The sequence below is a fragment of the Bradyrhizobium sp. AUGA SZCCT0431 genome (assembly GCF_018131065.1).
In the GTDB taxonomy this organism is placed as follows: domain Bacteria; phylum Pseudomonadota; class Alphaproteobacteria; order Rhizobiales; family Xanthobacteraceae; genus Bradyrhizobium.
On record NZ_JAFCLR010000002.1, the window covers coordinates 96143 to 110058 of the forward strand.

Genomic DNA, 13916 nt, shown 5'->3' on the forward strand with positions numbered 1-13916 from the left:
GGGTTGCAAGGGACTGCATTCGCGATGAGCCACCACGACAAGAATCCGGCAAGCAAGAATCCGGAAAGCAAGACCTCGGACACAAAGGCCAATCCGGACGGCGCAACTTCCAAGTCGTGTTGCGCTGGCCACGATCATCACGCCCACACCGACCACGGGCACAACAGCCATCATGATCACCACGCCGCTGCCAAGGTACTCGATCCCGTCTGCGGAATGACGGTCGATCCCGCCACCAGCAAGCATCGCTTCGACCACGAGGAGAAGACCTTTCACTTTTGCTCGGCGGGCTGCAAAACCAAATTCGCCGCCGATCCAAGGAAGTATCTCGAGAAATCATCGGCGAAGCCCGACGTCCCCCAAGGCGCCGACGACGGCACGATCTACACCTGCCCGATGCATCCCGAAATCCGCAAGGTCGGGCCCGGAAGTTGCCCGATCTGCGGCATGGCGCTGGAGCCGGAGGTTGCGAGCCTCGATACGCCGCCCAACCCCGAACTCGCCGACATGACGCGGCGCTTCTGGATTGGCCTCGTGCTGTCGGTGCCACCGATGGTGCTGGAGATGGGTGGGCATCTGGTCGGTGGTCACGGCCTCGTCGACCCGGCGCTGTCAAACTGGATTCAACTCGCGTTCGCGACGCCTGTTGTCATTTGGGCCGGCTGGCCCTTCTTTGTGCGCGGCTGGCAATCGCTGCTGACGCGCAATCTCAACATGTTCACGCTGATCGCTGTCGGCACCGGGGTCGCGTATCTCTACAGCCTGGTCGGCACCATCGCCCCGCAAATTTTCCCGGCCACCTTCCGCGGCCATGGCGGCGCGGTCGCGGTCTATTTCGAGTCCGCGGCCGTCATCACCGTGCTCGTCCTGCTCGGCCAGGTGCTGGAGCTGCGCGCCCGAGAAGCGACGTCGGGCGCCATCAAGGCCCTGCTGCAACTGGCGCCGAAGACCGCGCGCCGCATCAGCGAGGACGGCGCCGACCATGAAGTCGAAATCGACAGCCTCGCGGTCGGGGACATGTTGCGCGTCCGTCCCGGCGAAAAAGTGCCGGTCGATGGCGTCATTCTCGAAGGCCGCTCCTCGCTCGATGAATCACTGGTAACAGGCGAATCCATGCCGGTCACCAAGGAGCCCGGGGCCAAGGCGATCGCCGGCACGCTGAACCAGTCCGGCGGGTTCGTGATGTGCGCGGAGAAAGTCGGCCGCGACACGCTATTGTCCCAGATCGTCAAGATGGTGGCGGATGCGCAGCGCTCGCGCGCACCGATCCAGCGGCTCGCCGATCAGGTTGCGGGCTGGTTTGTGCCCACGGTCATTGCCGTGGCGCTGATCGCCTTCGGCGTTTGGTCATATTTCGGGCCGGAGCCGCGCATGGCGTTCGGTCTCGTCGCCGCCGTGAGCGTGCTTATCATCGCCTGCCCCTGCGCGCTCGGCCTTGCGACGCCGATGTCGATCATGGTCGGCGTCGGGCGCGGCGCGCAGGCCGGCGTGCTGATCAAGAACGCCGAAGCCCTGGAGCGCATGGAAAGGGTCGACACGCTGGTGGTCGACAAGACCGGCACGCTGACCGAAGGCAAGCCGAAGGTTACAGCAATCGTGGCGACCTCGGGATTCGACGAGAACGAAATCCTGCGGCTTGCCGCCAGCGTCGAGCTTGCCAGCGAGCATCCGCTCGCCGACGCCATAGTGCGGTCCGCAAGGGAACGTCGACTGGAACTCGGCAAGGTCGAGGCGTTCGACTCGCCGACAGGCAAAGGTGCGACCGGCAAGGTCGACGGCAAATCGGTTCTGCTCGGCAATTCGAGGTTCCTCAGTTCGCTTGGCGTCGATACCCATACGCTGGATTCTGATGCCGACCGCATGCGCGCCGATGGCGCCACTGTCATCAATATCGCGGTGGACGGCAAACTTGCCGGATTGTTCGCCATCGCCGATCCCGTCAAGGCTTCAACACAAGCGGCGTTGCAGGTGTTGGCGGAAGAAGGCATCAAGGTCATCATGCTGACCGGCGACAACAGGACCACCGCGCAAGCGGTCGCGCGGCAGCTCGGCATATCAGACGTCGAGGCCGAAGTGCTTCCGGATCAGAAGAGCGCGGTGGTCGCCAGGCTGCAGAAGGCGGGGCGGATCGTCGCCATGGCCGGCGATGGCGTCAACGACGCCCCGGCGCTGGCGGCAGCCGAAGTCGGTATCGCCATGGGAACCGGCACCGATGTGGCGATGGAAAGTGCCGGCATCACGCTCTTGAAGGGTGACCTTGGCGGCATCGTCCGCGCACGAAAACTGTCGCAGGCCACCATGCGCAACATCCGGCAGAACCTGTTTTTCGCCTTCATCTACAACGCCGCCGGCATCCCGATTGCCGCGGGTATCTTCTATCCCGGTTTCGGCATCCTGCTGTCGCCGATCATTGCCGCCGCGGCCATGGCGCTGTCGTCGGTCAGCGTCGTCGGCAATGCCCTGCGGTTGCGCGTCACGCAGCTGTGAACGAGCGCGCATGATTTGGAGATCGTTAATCAAACTATCGCGCACGCAACGCCCGTCCAAAAAATTCCACAATGTCCGCTACGAAAGGAACTTCATTTTCAAAAAGGAGAATTTCCATGCGGTTAGGACACGCGATCTTTGTGGCGACGACAGCCGCCCTGCTCGCGGCGGCAGTACCCGGGCTTGCCAAAAACGCCGACACGCCGAAGACCAGCGAGCAGCCGGCGTCATCGTCCTGCCATTCCTACCAGCAGACATCAGATGGATCATGGACCGAACTGCCCTGCCAGGAACTCGGCGCGCCCACCCCATCGCGCAAATCCTCGCCGCGAAAGACGGACGAAGAGGACCGCTGAACCTATCCGTCGTCCCGGCGAAGGCCGGGACCCATAACCACAGGGTTTCGTGGTTAGGCAAAGTCGTCGAACCGTGCCTTTCAAGATAGCGGCCGCGGCATATGGGTCCCGGCCTTCGCCGGGACGACGAGGAGATCGAGTCCAGCCACGATGGCTGGTGGACCGGCCATCTCACCTACTCGCTCCCGCCACGCTGAACGCACACGGCAGGCCCCTGCCCGCACCGTAACCCAAGATTAATGCGCACCACTTAGGATGGAGGCCAGCACTCCCATACCATCGTGAATGGCCCAAATCCCATGAAAATCGGTACCCTCCTGACCGCCGCCATCGTCTCGCTTTCCGCCGTGGGCGGTGGCCTTGCCGTCTATGTGGCCGTCACGAAATACCAGACAATGGACAAGGTGTCCGTCGCCCAGAGCCGGCTCGAAGTGGTGCGGGCCGTCGGCGACATCCCGCGCTACATGAACCCCGAACGCGGCTTCTCCACCAACATCCTGTATGGGCCGGCGGTGGTGGAGCCGAAGATGCTCACCGACCTCGACAAATACCGCAAGGATACCAACGGCGCGTTGGCGAAGATGAACGCAATCCGCAAGGCGCTGCCCGGCGCGCTCGACGATGGCGCGTCCGTCGGCAGCGGCATCGATGCGCTGAACGCGAAGTTCAATGCCCTGCGCGAATCCATCGACAAGGCGATCGCCGGCCCCGCGGAGGCCCGCAAGGACGCCGCCAGAAAGATCGTCGCCGATAACGCGGCCTTCAACGCCGCCATCACCGCGTTGCTCGAAGAACAGGTCCGCCGCATGGCTCTGCTCGACGGCGACGCCTATCGCCAGGCGACCTACGCGAACATCACCTGGGCGCTGCGCGATGTCGGCGGCTACAACGCCAGCCTGCACAAGAACCTGGTCGGCGCCAACCGCGTCGCGACCGACGCCGAGAAAATGGAACTTAGCCGCGCGCAAGGCCGCGCCGACCAGATCCTGATGTCGCTGCAGGACTTGCGCGGCAATCCCGCAACGCCAGCCAATGTGGCAGCCGCCCTCGGCAAGATGAACGAGGCCTATGTCGATCGGTTCGGCAAGGAGCTGAAGCTCGTCAAGGACGGCGCGATCAGCGGCAAATACGAGCACGACGTCGATGTGTTCTTCGCGGAATCGCAGAAGGGCCTCGGCGCGGTCATTACGCTGCGCGACGCGTTCTACGACAATGCCGAGGAGGTCCTGGGCGCCGCCTACTCCTCGGCGCGCCTCAGCTTCATCATCGCGCTCGCAGGCCTGATCGCCGTTATCGGCGCCAGCGCCGGCCTGATCCTGATGGTACGCCGCCGCGTCTGCAAACCGATCGTCGACCTTACCGCCACCATGACGCGTCTTGCCGGCGGCAACGTTTCAGACGAAATCTCGGGCGCCGAGCGTGACGACGAGATCGGCGCGATGGCGGCCGCCGTGCGCGTCTTCAAGGACAACATGATCGAGGCGGAACGCCTGTCGGCGGAAAAGGCCGCCGAGAACGACGTCAAGATGCGGCGCGTCCAGGTGCTCGATGAACTCACCCGCTCGTTCGAAGCCAAGGTCAGCGAACTCGTCGGCGGATTGTCGTCAGCTTCATCCGTGATGGAAGACACTGCCCGCTCGATGTCCTCGACCGCCGCCGCCACCAACCGTCAGGCCGGTGTCGTGGCCGCCGCCTCCGAACAGACCTCGACCAACGTCCAGACCGTTGCGAGCGCCACGGAAGAACTCACCTCCTCGATTTCGGAGATCGGCCGCCAGGTCGCGCAGTCCACCGAGATCGCGGCCCGCGCCGTCGACAATGCGCGCCGCACCGGCGACACCGCCCGTTCGCTGGCTGAAGGCGCGCAGAAGATCGGCGACGTCGTGACGCTGATCCAGAGCATCGCGGCCCAGACCAACCTGCTCGCCCTCAACGCCACCATCGAGGCCGCGCGCGCCGGCGATGCCGGCCGCGGCTTTGCGGTCGTCGCTTCCGAGGTCAAATCGCTGGCCGGCCAGACCGCGAAAGCGACCACCGAAATCTCCGAACAGATCGCCGCCATTCAGGCCGCGAGCGACGAGACGGTGACGGCCATTCAGAACGTCGCCAACGTCATCGCCGAGATCGACCAGATCGGCATTGCGATTGCCTCGGCTATCGAGGAACAGGGTTCGGCGACGCAGGAGATTTCCCGCAGCGTCCAGGAGGCTGCGCGCGGCACCCAGGAAGTCAACGCCAACATCTCCGGCGTGCAGCGGGCGGCCGACGAGACCGGTTCAGCCGCCACCCAGGTGCTGGGCGCAGCCGAGCAATTGTCGTCGCAGTCCAAGGACCTCGCCGGCCAGGTCAACCGCTTCCTCAGCGAGGTTCGCGCCGCCTAAGTCAGGCGGGGATCGTTGCAGGCAGCGCATGCTTGGCAGTCCGAACCTTCTCGCGCCGCCGCCTGCCTGCTGTGGTAGATGACGGTCGCGGCACGAGGCCGCTTGCTTCAGAACGAGCAGTCCACATGCATCAACCGGCTCCCCCGCGCCCGAAGCTCGCCGAAACCGTCATTGAGCCCACAGTCAAATTGCGCGAGGTCACCGTCGGCCGTTGCTGCGAGGTTCTCGGCGATACCGCCATCGAATACACAGAGCTCGGCGATTACTCTTATCTCGGCCCGGGCTGCATGGTCGCGGACGCAGAGATCGGAAAATTTTGTGCAATCGCGGCGCAGGTGCGCATCGGGGCGCCGAACCATCCTCTCGACCGCCCGTCACAGCATCGCTTCACCTATTGCCCCGAATATTACTCGGCGGATGCGCAGCGCGACCACGGCTTCTTCCGGCAGCGCCGCGCCGACCGCGTCGTGATCGGGAACGATGTCTGGATCGGTCACGCCGTCATTGTGATGCCGGGCGTTACGGTGGGCGACGGCGCTGTGCTGGCGGCCGGCGCCGTGGTTACCCGTGATGTGGCGCCCTACACCATCGTGGGCGGTGTTCCGGCCAAGCAGATCCGAGAGCGTTTCAACCGCGATATCGCTGCGCAACTCTCACGAATGGCGTGGTGGGATTGGCCCGCAGAGACCATCTTTCAGCGCCTGCCGGAATTCCAGACCGGCGACGTCGAGGGATTCTGCGCGCGCTGGAGTTAATCCCAGCCCTAATAGAAAAACGATGTTTCAAGCAGCAAACAGCCTTCCGGACCTGCCTTGAAGGGGCCGTGTTTGGCATGCGGAGGACGGCAGGCGAAAGCCGGAGCGTGGAACGCCTCGAAGCGATGGGGCGGCTCCTGCGAGGCAACAAGCAACGTTCCTCGCAGAACCACGACCTCCTCGTAAAACGCGTGCGCGCGCACGGCATCGATCTCGGCATTCGGCGCCCAGCGCGCAAGGCGATTGAGATGCCCCTTGCCGGCCGCTTCATCGAGCGATCCAGCCAGCGTCTTCGCTTCGATACCCGGCGCGATCGTTTCCCAGCCCGAGGAGAGATCTATGTTGAAGAACTCCCGGTGTTCCTTTCCGGTCCTTGGGTCGCGCTGATCCATGATGCTGTCCTGTGTTGCTGGTCTAGTCGTCGAACCCGACATGGCGCACGAAGTCGCCATTCGGTGAGCGATCAGTCAATAGCGCTAATCCCGTTTGAAACGATAATCGAAGCGATCGCCATCGGCCGTGATCAGGCCGACCGTCGGGTTCGGGAAATGAACCGGCAGGATCAGCGTATCGGTGCCGGCGACGGAGGCAAAGAACGTGCGGCGCGACACCGCCGACTGTTTTGGGTCCCAGTCGACGCCGGGCGACCAGTCGGGCTCGCGGCACTGAATCGCATGATGCATCAAGTCGCCGGCCACCACCGCGCGCTGTCCTTTCGAGAAGATGTTGACGCAGCAATGGCAGGGTGAATGCCCCGGCGTCGGCGTCAGCGTGACGGTATCGTCCAGCGCGTAGTCGTCATCGACCAATAGCGCCTGCCCGGCCTCGACAATGGGCAGGCAGTTGTCGCGAAACACCTTGCCGGGCGGCTCGGCTCCCCTGGCGTATTCGGCTTCCCACACCGCGTATTCCCTCTTGTGAAATATGTATTTCGCATTCGGGAATGTCGGCACCCAGCGCCCGTCGCGCAGCGTGGTGTTCCAGCCGGTGTGGTCGATGTGTAGATGGGTGCAGAACACGTAATCGACCTGCTCGAAGCTGACGCCGAGCGCGAACAGTTCCTTGCGCCAGCGCTCCTTGCCCGGGAAATCGAACGGCGGCGGGTGGCCCTTGTCCTCGCCGGTGCAGGTGTCGACCAGGATGGTATGGCGCGGCGTACGGACCACAAAAGTCTGGTAGGTGATGAACATCTTGCCGGATGCCGCGTCGAAGAATTCCGGCTCCATATCAGGCAGATGCTGCCTGAAGACCGCCTCGTCATAGGCCGGAAAGAAATCCTGCGGCCGCCGCCACGGCCCCTCGCGCTCGATCACCGCGTCGATGGTGATGTCGCCGATCCTGATCTGCCGCATCGTTTCCCCCGATTTTTGCAAGAAGCGTATCGGGCAGACACTGATGGTTCAAGCCAGCGTGTACGCGTGCCCCCAATGCGTTTGGCTGGTCCTGTCGCTTTCCGTCGCCGCAAATCGAACAGAAATACTGCTTAGCAGCACATCTCAAAAGAGGTGTAATATTGGGCAGGAAGACAAAGTACGTCGCCGCAGCAATCGCTGCGATCGCCGCTTGCATCTACATCAACAACACCAATCTCCTGACCGCGAATCGCGAAGGCCCTCCCGTCCTTCTCGCACACCGGGGCGTGGCGCAGCGCTTCGACGAACGCGATTTGAAGAACGACACCTGCACGGCGGCACGGATGTTGCCGCCGACGCATGACTATCTGGAGAATACCATTCGTTCGATGCGATCAGGGTTTGCGGCCGGCGCCGATATTGTCGAGATTGACGTCCATCCCACAACCGATGGAGAGTTTGCGGTATTTCACGACTGGACGCTCGACTGCCGCACCGATGGACGCGGGGTGACCCGCGAACATGCGATGGCCGAGCTGAAATTGCGCGATATCGGTTACGGCTACACGGCCGACAACGGCAAGACCTTTCCATTCCGCGGCAAGGGTATCGGCCAGATGCCAACGCTGGGCGAGACGCTCGCGACCTTCCCGGACAAGCGCTTGCTGGTCAATGTGAAGAGCCGCGATCGGTCCGAAGGCGAGAAGCTGGCGGCCGTGCTGAGAGCCCTCCCCGCCGAGCGCCGCCGCCTCATCATGGTCTATGGCGGCGACGAGCCGATCGAAGCGGTCCGGCGGCTGGTGCCGGACATCAGGACGATTTCGCGCGCGGCCATCAAGAGCTGTCTTGTCAGCTACATCGGCTACGGCTGGACCGGCATGGTACCGCGGGCGTGCGCAAATGCGATGGTCCTGGTGCCGATCAATGTCGCGCCGTGGCTGTGGGGCTGGCCGGACCGATTCCTGAACCGCATGGACGCCGCGAACAGCGCGGTCTTCGTGCTGGGCCCCTACAGCGGCGGCGAGTTTTCGTCCGGCATTGACACGCCTGAGCTCTTGCAACGGCTGCCCGATAAATACTCCGGCGGGATCTGGACCAACGAAATCGAAACAATCGCCCCGCTGGCGCGACGGAGATAGTTCGTAGCCCGGATGAAGCGAAGCGAAATCCGGGGTAGACTGCCAGAATGGTCCGTTATCGACGCAATTTCATCCCAGGTGGGACGTTCTTCTTCACCTTGACGCTGGATGATCGAAGATCGTCGGCGCTGGTCGACCACGTAGCATCGCTGCGCGCTGCGTTCCGGGAGACGCGCAGCGAACGGCCGTTTTCGATAGATGCCATCGTCATTCTTCCCGATCACTTGCACACGATCCTGACATTGCCGCCCGATGATGCGGACTTTTCGAACCGATTGCGTCGGATCAAGGGTCGCTTCACGCGAAGCATCGTCGCGGCCGGCGTGCCTGTTTCAAGCGATCATCGCGGCGAATATTCACTTTGGCAAAAACGCTTCTGGGAACACACAATTCGCGACGATCGTGATTTCGAACGTTGCGTGGATTACATCCATTACAATCCGGTTAAGCATCGATTGGTCGCAACGCCGTCTGAATGGCCGTTTTCCTCGCTGCATCGATATATCCGTACCGGGATATTGGCCCCCGATTGGGGTGGGGACGGCCGCGCGGATCACAGAAACTTCGGCGAGCGCGGAGACTGACCCGGATTGCGCTTCGCTCCATCCGGGCTACGAATTTCCGAGCATCAGCTCCGCAGGCCCGGCGCCTCGTGGCCGGTACGCGTAACGTATTCCGTATAGCCGCCGCCAAACTGGTGGATGCCTTCGGGCGTCAATTCCAGCACGCGGTTGGAGAGCGCCGCCAGGAAGTGGCGATCATGCGAGACGAACAGCATGGTGCCCTCGAATTCGGAGAGCGCGTTGATCAGCATCTCCTTGGTCGCGAGATCCAGATGGTTGGTCGGCTCGTCCAGCACCAGAAAATTCGGCGGGTCGAACAGCATCTGCGCCATCACCAGCCGCGCCTTCTCGCCGCCCGACAGCACCCGGCATTTTTTCTCGACATCGTCGCCGGAAAATCCGAAGCAGCCGGCCAGCGCGCGCAATGAGCCCTGGCCTGCCTGCGGGAAGCAATCTTCCAGCCACTGGAAGACGGTGCGTTCGCCGTCGAGCAGATCCATCGCGTGCTGGGCGAAATAGCCCATCTTGACGCTGCCGCCGACCACGACGGTGCCGTCATCAGGCTCGGTCGAGCCCGCCACCAGTTTCAGCAACGTCGACTTGCCGGCGCCGTTGATGCCCATCACGCACCAGCGCTCGCGGCGGCGGATCATGAAGTCGAGCCCTTCATAGATGCTGCGGCTGCCATAACCCTTGTGGACGTTCTTCAGGCTGACGACGTCCTCGCCAGAACGCGGCGCCGGCAGGAAGTCGAACGCGACCGTCTGGCGCCGCTTCGGCGGCTCGACGCGTTCGATCTTGTCGAGCTTCTTCACGCGGCTCTGCACCTGGGCCGCGTGCGAGGCACGCGCCTTGAAGCGTTCGATGAACTTGATCTCCTTGGCCAGCATCGCCTGCTGGCGCTCGAACTGCGCCTGCTGCTGCTTCTCGTTCAGCGCACGCTGCTGTTCGTAGAATTCGTAATTGCCGGAAAAAGTCGTCAGCGTGCCGCCGTCGATCTCGACCACCTTGTTGATGATGCGGTTGATGAACTCGCGGTCGTGCGAGGTCATCAGCAGCGCGCCTTCATAGCCGCGCAGAAACTGCTCCAGCCAGATCAGGCTTTCCAGATCGAGATGGTTGCTCGGTTCGTCCAGCAGCATCACATCCGGCCGCATCAATAGAATGCGCGCCAGCGCCACGCGCATCTTCCAGCCGCCCGACAGCGCGCCGACGTCGCCATCCATCATTTCCTGGCTGAACCCGAGGCCCGAAAGCGCTTCGCGGGCCCGGCCGTCCAGCGCATAGCCGTCGAGTTCCTCAAAGCGGTGCTGTACCTCGCCATAGCGGGCGATGATGTCTTCCATCTCATCCGCCTGGTCCGGATCGGCCATCGCGGTTTCGAGCGCCCTGAGTTCGGCGGCCACGACGCTGACGGGGCCTGCGCCGTCCATCACCTCGGCAACCGCGCTGCGGCCTGCCATCTCGCCGACATCCTGACTGAAATAGCCGATGGTAATGCCGCGATCGAGCGACACCTGACCCTCGTCGGGCAGTTCCTGACCTGAGATCATCCGGAAAAGCGTGGTCTTTCCAGCCCCGTTCGGGCCGACAAGGCCGATCTTCTCGCCCTTTTGCAGGGCTGCCGAAGCTTCGATGAAGAGGATCTGGTGGCCGACCTGCTTACTGACGTTATCGAGACGGATCATTGTTGCCCAAACATGAAAATTGTTGGCCGCTCTTATTCCATGTAGGGCGCAGGGGAAAGCCTATTCCGGGGCAATAATACCGCTAGGCCGCCCGCATCAGCTTCAAGGTGGCGGCCAGGCGCAGGCTGCGCTTTCCAGCGAGCGCGGTGGCTTCCAGTTCCGCGCCCTCACCGTCGCAGGTGCCCGCAAAGCCGATGCCAACCTCATGGCCGCCAAACACCGGATTTTCGCCCTTCGCGGGCGTGTGCTCCTGGTTGAGGATCTCGCCTTTCCAGCGGCCATCGGCGGAGCTGTAGGAACCGAGATAATAGAAGAACGCATCGCCGCCGAGGATGCGGCCGTTCATCAGCAGCATGACGCCTGACAGCCCGGCATCGACGCCGTCGAGCGCGCGGATGTGAATCGAATAGAGCCCGTTGACGATGCCGCCTGGCCCGACTTCACCGACAGGCGGCAATGCCTCGTCGTCGAGCCGGGTCAGATTGGCCCAGAACAACGCGCCAGGCCGCGGCGCGGCACTGCCTTCGAAGCGGATCTTGTTGCCGTCCGTCGTGCCCCGCACGCTGATCGCGGCGACGTCGGTGTCCATCAGCGGCTTGTAATGCGGGTCCTCATTGTGACGCTGGGTGATGACCTCGCCGAGAATCTCCCCGTCCTTTTCCTGGTAGGTCCCCAGATGCGCAAAGGCGGAATTGCCGCCCAAAAGCTTGCCCTCATGCATGCACATGATGCTGCGGCCGAACGCGTCGTTCACGCCGTACTCAGCCTTGTAAAGCCCATCCAGCAAGGGAGATTTCCAGCTTTATTGAATCATCGCGGGGGCATAGCACCAGCGGAGAAGCGGCACCAGCGGTCGTTTCAGCGCAGGCTTTGGGCCTTCCGTGTCATACCTCACGCAGCCGGCACCGCCGCCGTGAACCGGCTGGCCGCTGCAGCCGACCAATGAGCAAATCCATAGCGGTGATACCGATGACCGAAGATGAAGAGACCATTGCCCGAACCATCGCCGAGGCCAGCGAGCTGCCGTTGAAGGACGCGGCCTATTTGCTGTGGCGGGAGTGCTCCAAGCTCGACTTGCTCGCGTGGCGCGCGATGCCGCCGAACGTGCGTGACGTGTTCCGGTCGCGGCCGTCGGGGGAAAATTCGATCGAGGTCAAATTCGAGCACGATCATCCCGAAGACGGTCTGACCTTCGACCGCTTGCAACTCACCCATCCCGGTATGGATGAAGCGGAAGTGAAGCAGGCCATCATTGCCGCGGTGAGATTCGACGATGCCTGTTTTGGTTACTTCGACAAGATCAAGGGCGAGTTCGGCGCACGCTACAAGCGTGCGGTCGAACTGGCGGCAAGAGATTATCCCGGATATCTGGAACTGACCTATCAGCGGGCGCGATACTACATCAGCTATTACATGAAGTAGTCCGCCCTCCTGTCATCACCCGCCTGAGTGCGCAATTGCGCACGGGGGGCGGGTGATCCAGTATTCCAGTGACGTTGGTGCAAGAGCCGAGAGGCCGCGGCGTACTGGATACTCCGCTGGAGCCTGTCATCGGGCTCGCCGCAGGCGAGACCCGGTGGCGGAGTATGACGACTGTTTGGGTGGCGAGACACACCAACGTCACGCCGCAATTCAGAAGCACAGATTGGTCACCACGTTGCCGCGCTTGTCCTTGATTGTGTAGGGACATCGCAGCCGCTCCAATGCCTTCTTGGCATCTTCATCGCCGAGTGCGGCGGCACGCTCGTAGTAGGCTTTGGCGGCGTTGGAATCCTTGGCGCCGCCGCGGCCTTGCTGTGCGAACGCGCCCATGCGCTCCAGCGCACCAGGATGATTTTGCGCCGCCGCCTTTTCAAACAACGCCCGCGCGGCAACATCGTCCTTGGCGCCGCCATCGCCTTCCGCCAGCATCATGCCGAGCTGATATTGCGCCTCCGCATTGGTCTCGGCGCCCTTCGACAGCAAATCGCGCGCCCGCGCCGGGTCGGCCGGTCCGCCCGCGCCGCCGCCAAGGGCTGCGAGATTGCTGATGCCACGCGGATTGCCGGCCTGGGCAGCGCGCTCGAACAGCTTGCGCGCCTGCGCCTCGTCCCGCGCAACGCCGGCACCGGTTCCGTAGAGCACACCGAGTTCGACCATGGCCGAGGTCGAGCCTTTTTCGGCCGCCTTGCGCCAGGCCGCGACCGCCTCTTGTGTTTGCCGGTTGGCCGCGTAGGCGCGTCCGAGCTGGTACGTCGCCCGCCGCGATGAACTCGCGGCGATCCTGCAGTATTTGATCGCGGTGGCGATATCGGAGGCCGCAATCTCAGGCGTGCCCTTCACGTCGGCCGGCTTATCGGGATCGGACGGATCGGCGGCGACGCGGTCGCAGAGCACGAGATCGGCCGATTGCGCGCGCGCCAGAACGGGCAACACCAACACACCTATCGCAACCGCGACCCCGTGAAACAGCGTCCTCATGGGGCGACAGGTTGCGTCGACCGGCAGGCAAATTCAAGGCTCCCAAATTCAAGGCTCAAGCCCGCTCTCGCGCAGCACCGGCGCAACCTCGCGCGAGGCGAGAAACCGCAACAGCCGGTCCGATTGAGCAACCTTGCCAGAGGCCGCCACGCGGCCGGCGGAAAACACCGCGGGCGTTTGCAGCTCGCGAGGAATCGGGCCAATAACCTCGATACCCCCGACCTGCTTCAGTTCGCTGATCTGCTGCACGGCCAGATCGGCCTCTCCGGTGACCAGCCGTTCGGCGGTGAAACCCGACGGGATGATGCACGCTCTCGCATTGATCTCGGATGCAATACCCAAGCGCTCGATCAACTGCGCGAACAAAATGCCGCTGGCGCCGATCCGCGAATAGGCCACCGAACGGGCGGCAAGCAGCGCCGCGCGCAGCGCGGGCTCGGTTGCGATGTCGGGATGGGCAAAGCCCGCTTTCACCGCCAGGCCGACATAGGACCGCGCGAGATCCACGCAGCTATCCGCCACCACGCGCCCCTCACGGGCCATGTCGTCGAGCCCCTCGCGGGTCAGGATAACGACGTCGGCGCCCTCGCCGCCGCGCAGGCGATCCAGCAGCGCCAATGTCGGCGCAAAATCGGCATCGATGCGCACACCGCCGGCTACCTCATAATGCCCAGCCAGATTTTGAACCGCGCCCTTCAGGGCCAGTGTCGAGAGCACGCGCACGGCATTGTCCAT

13 protein-coding genes are annotated in these 13916 nt (G+C 63.3%); 7 read left to right on the forward strand and 6 right to left on the reverse strand.

All coding sequences use genetic code 11. From position 1 onward, the window contains the following. The first annotated feature begins 24 nt into the window (after positions 1 to 24). The 4 genes from JQ567_RS02180 (at position 25) to JQ567_RS02195 (ending at position 5979) form a co-directional block, all read left to right on the forward strand. Positions 25 to 2487 carry a heavy metal translocating P-type ATPase gene (locus tag JQ567_RS02180; RefSeq protein ID WP_212437278.1) on the forward strand — a complete coding sequence of 821 codons (2463 nt, stop codon included), beginning with the start codon at positions 25 to 27 and terminating at the stop codon, positions 2485 to 2487. A gap of 116 nt (positions 2488 to 2603) precedes the next feature. Beyond that, positions 2604 to 2843, forward strand: a complete 240-nt coding sequence (locus JQ567_RS02185; RefSeq protein ID WP_212437279.1) for a hypothetical protein — start codon at positions 2604 to 2606, stop codon at positions 2841 to 2843. A 299-nt stretch (positions 2844 to 3142) separates the two neighbouring features. Then, positions 3143 to 5224: a methyl-accepting chemotaxis protein gene (locus tag JQ567_RS02190; protein WP_212437280.1), complete on the forward strand. Its 2082-nt coding sequence runs from the start codon at positions 3143 to 3145 to the stop codon at positions 5222 to 5224. A 125-nt stretch (positions 5225 to 5349) separates the two neighbouring features. Then, positions 5350 to 5979, forward strand: coding sequence for a DapH/DapD/GlmU-related protein (locus tag JQ567_RS02195; RefSeq protein ID WP_212437281.1), 630 nt, complete (start codon positions 5350 to 5352; stop codon positions 5977 to 5979). A gap of 8 nt (positions 5980 to 5987) precedes the next feature. On the opposite strand, the gene JQ567_RS02200 is transcribed toward JQ567_RS02195, so the two are convergent. Then, positions 5988 to 6371 (reverse strand): cupin, encoded by a 384-nt coding sequence (locus JQ567_RS02200; RefSeq protein ID WP_212437282.1) that lies wholly within the window; start codon positions 6369 to 6371, stop codon positions 5988 to 5990. 84 nt (positions 6372 to 6455) lie between these two features. Next, positions 6456 to 7331 carry an MBL fold metallo-hydrolase gene (locus tag JQ567_RS02205; RefSeq protein ID WP_212437283.1) on the reverse strand — a complete coding sequence of 292 codons (876 nt, stop codon included), beginning with the start codon at positions 7329 to 7331 and terminating at the stop codon, positions 6456 to 6458. Between the two features lie 161 nt (positions 7332 to 7492). On the opposite strand from JQ567_RS02205, the gene JQ567_RS02210 reads away from it, so the two are divergent. Together JQ567_RS02210 and JQ567_RS02215 are read left to right on the forward strand one after the other, a co-directional pair. Further along, positions 7493 to 8470, forward strand: coding sequence for a glycerophosphodiester phosphodiesterase family protein (locus tag JQ567_RS02210; RefSeq protein WP_212437284.1), 978 nt, complete (start codon positions 7493 to 7495; stop codon positions 8468 to 8470). A 47-nt stretch (positions 8471 to 8517) separates the two neighbouring features. Next, positions 8518 to 9054 (forward strand): REP-associated tyrosine transposase, encoded by a 537-nt coding sequence (locus tag JQ567_RS02215; RefSeq protein ID WP_212437285.1) that lies wholly within the window; start codon positions 8518 to 8520, stop codon positions 9052 to 9054. Between the two features lie 44 nt (positions 9055 to 9098). Here the strand turns inward: JQ567_RS02215 and JQ567_RS02220 are convergent, their stop codons facing one another. Further along, the gene (locus JQ567_RS02220; RefSeq protein ID WP_212437286.1) at positions 9099 to 10721 is read right to left on the reverse strand and encodes an ABC-F family ATP-binding cassette domain-containing protein; all 1623 of its coding nucleotides are present in this window, start codon (positions 10719 to 10721) and stop codon (positions 9099 to 9101) included. Between the two features lie 82 nt (positions 10722 to 10803). Next, entirely contained in the window at positions 10804 to 11508 is a 705-nt protein-coding gene (locus tag JQ567_RS02225; RefSeq protein WP_212437287.1) for a hypothetical protein, read from the reverse strand. A 155-nt stretch (positions 11509 to 11663) separates the two neighbouring features. Between JQ567_RS02225 and JQ567_RS02230 the strand changes: the two genes are divergently transcribed. Continuing rightward, entirely contained in the window at positions 11664 to 12143 is a 480-nt protein-coding gene (locus tag JQ567_RS02230; protein ID WP_212437288.1) for a hypothetical protein, read from the forward strand. A gap of 210 nt (positions 12144 to 12353) precedes the next feature. Here JQ567_RS02230 and JQ567_RS02235 read toward each other — a convergent pair whose 3' ends face one another. Further along, positions 12354 to 13181, reverse strand: coding sequence for a tetratricopeptide repeat protein (locus JQ567_RS02235; protein WP_212437289.1), 828 nt, complete (start codon positions 13179 to 13181; stop codon positions 12354 to 12356). 48 nt (positions 13182 to 13229) lie between these two features. Continuing rightward, positions 13230 to 13916, reverse strand: coding sequence for a substrate-binding domain-containing protein (locus JQ567_RS02240; RefSeq protein WP_212437290.1), 687 nt, complete (start codon positions 13914 to 13916; stop codon positions 13230 to 13232).

Coding starts and splice junctions, on each gene's coding strand:
- JQ567_RS02240 (WP_212437290.1), bottom strand. CDS start 13,916: ATGGACAATGCCGTGCGCGTGCTCTCGACACTGGCCCTGAAGGGCGCG.
- JQ567_RS02220 (WP_212437286.1), bottom strand. CDS start 10,721: ATGATCCGTCTCGATAACGTCAGTAAGCAGGTCGGCCACCAGATCCTC.
- JQ567_RS02200 (WP_212437282.1), bottom strand. CDS start 6,371: ATGGATCAGCGCGACCCAAGGACCGGAAAGGAACACCGGGAGTTCTTC.
- JQ567_RS02185 (WP_212437279.1), top strand. CDS start 2,604: ATGCGGTTAGGACACGCGATCTTTGTGGCGACGACAGCCGCCCTGCTC.
- JQ567_RS02180 (WP_212437278.1), top strand. CDS start 25: ATGAGCCACCACGACAAGAATCCGGCAAGCAAGAATCCGGAAAGCAAG.
- JQ567_RS02205 (WP_212437283.1), bottom strand. CDS start 7,331: ATGCGGCAGATCAGGATCGGCGACATCACCATCGACGCGGTGATCGAG.
- JQ567_RS02190 (WP_212437280.1), top strand. CDS start 3,143: ATGAAAATCGGTACCCTCCTGACCGCCGCCATCGTCTCGCTTTCCGCC.
- JQ567_RS02230 (WP_212437288.1), top strand. CDS start 11,664: ATGAGCAAATCCATAGCGGTGATACCGATGACCGAAGATGAAGAGACC.
- JQ567_RS02195 (WP_212437281.1), top strand. CDS start 5,350: ATGCATCAACCGGCTCCCCCGCGCCCGAAGCTCGCCGAAACCGTCATT.
- JQ567_RS02215 (WP_212437285.1), top strand. CDS start 8,518: ATGGTCCGTTATCGACGCAATTTCATCCCAGGTGGGACGTTCTTCTTC.
- JQ567_RS02235 (WP_212437289.1), bottom strand. CDS start 13,181: ATGAGGACGCTGTTTCACGGGGTCGCGGTTGCGATAGGTGTGTTGGTG.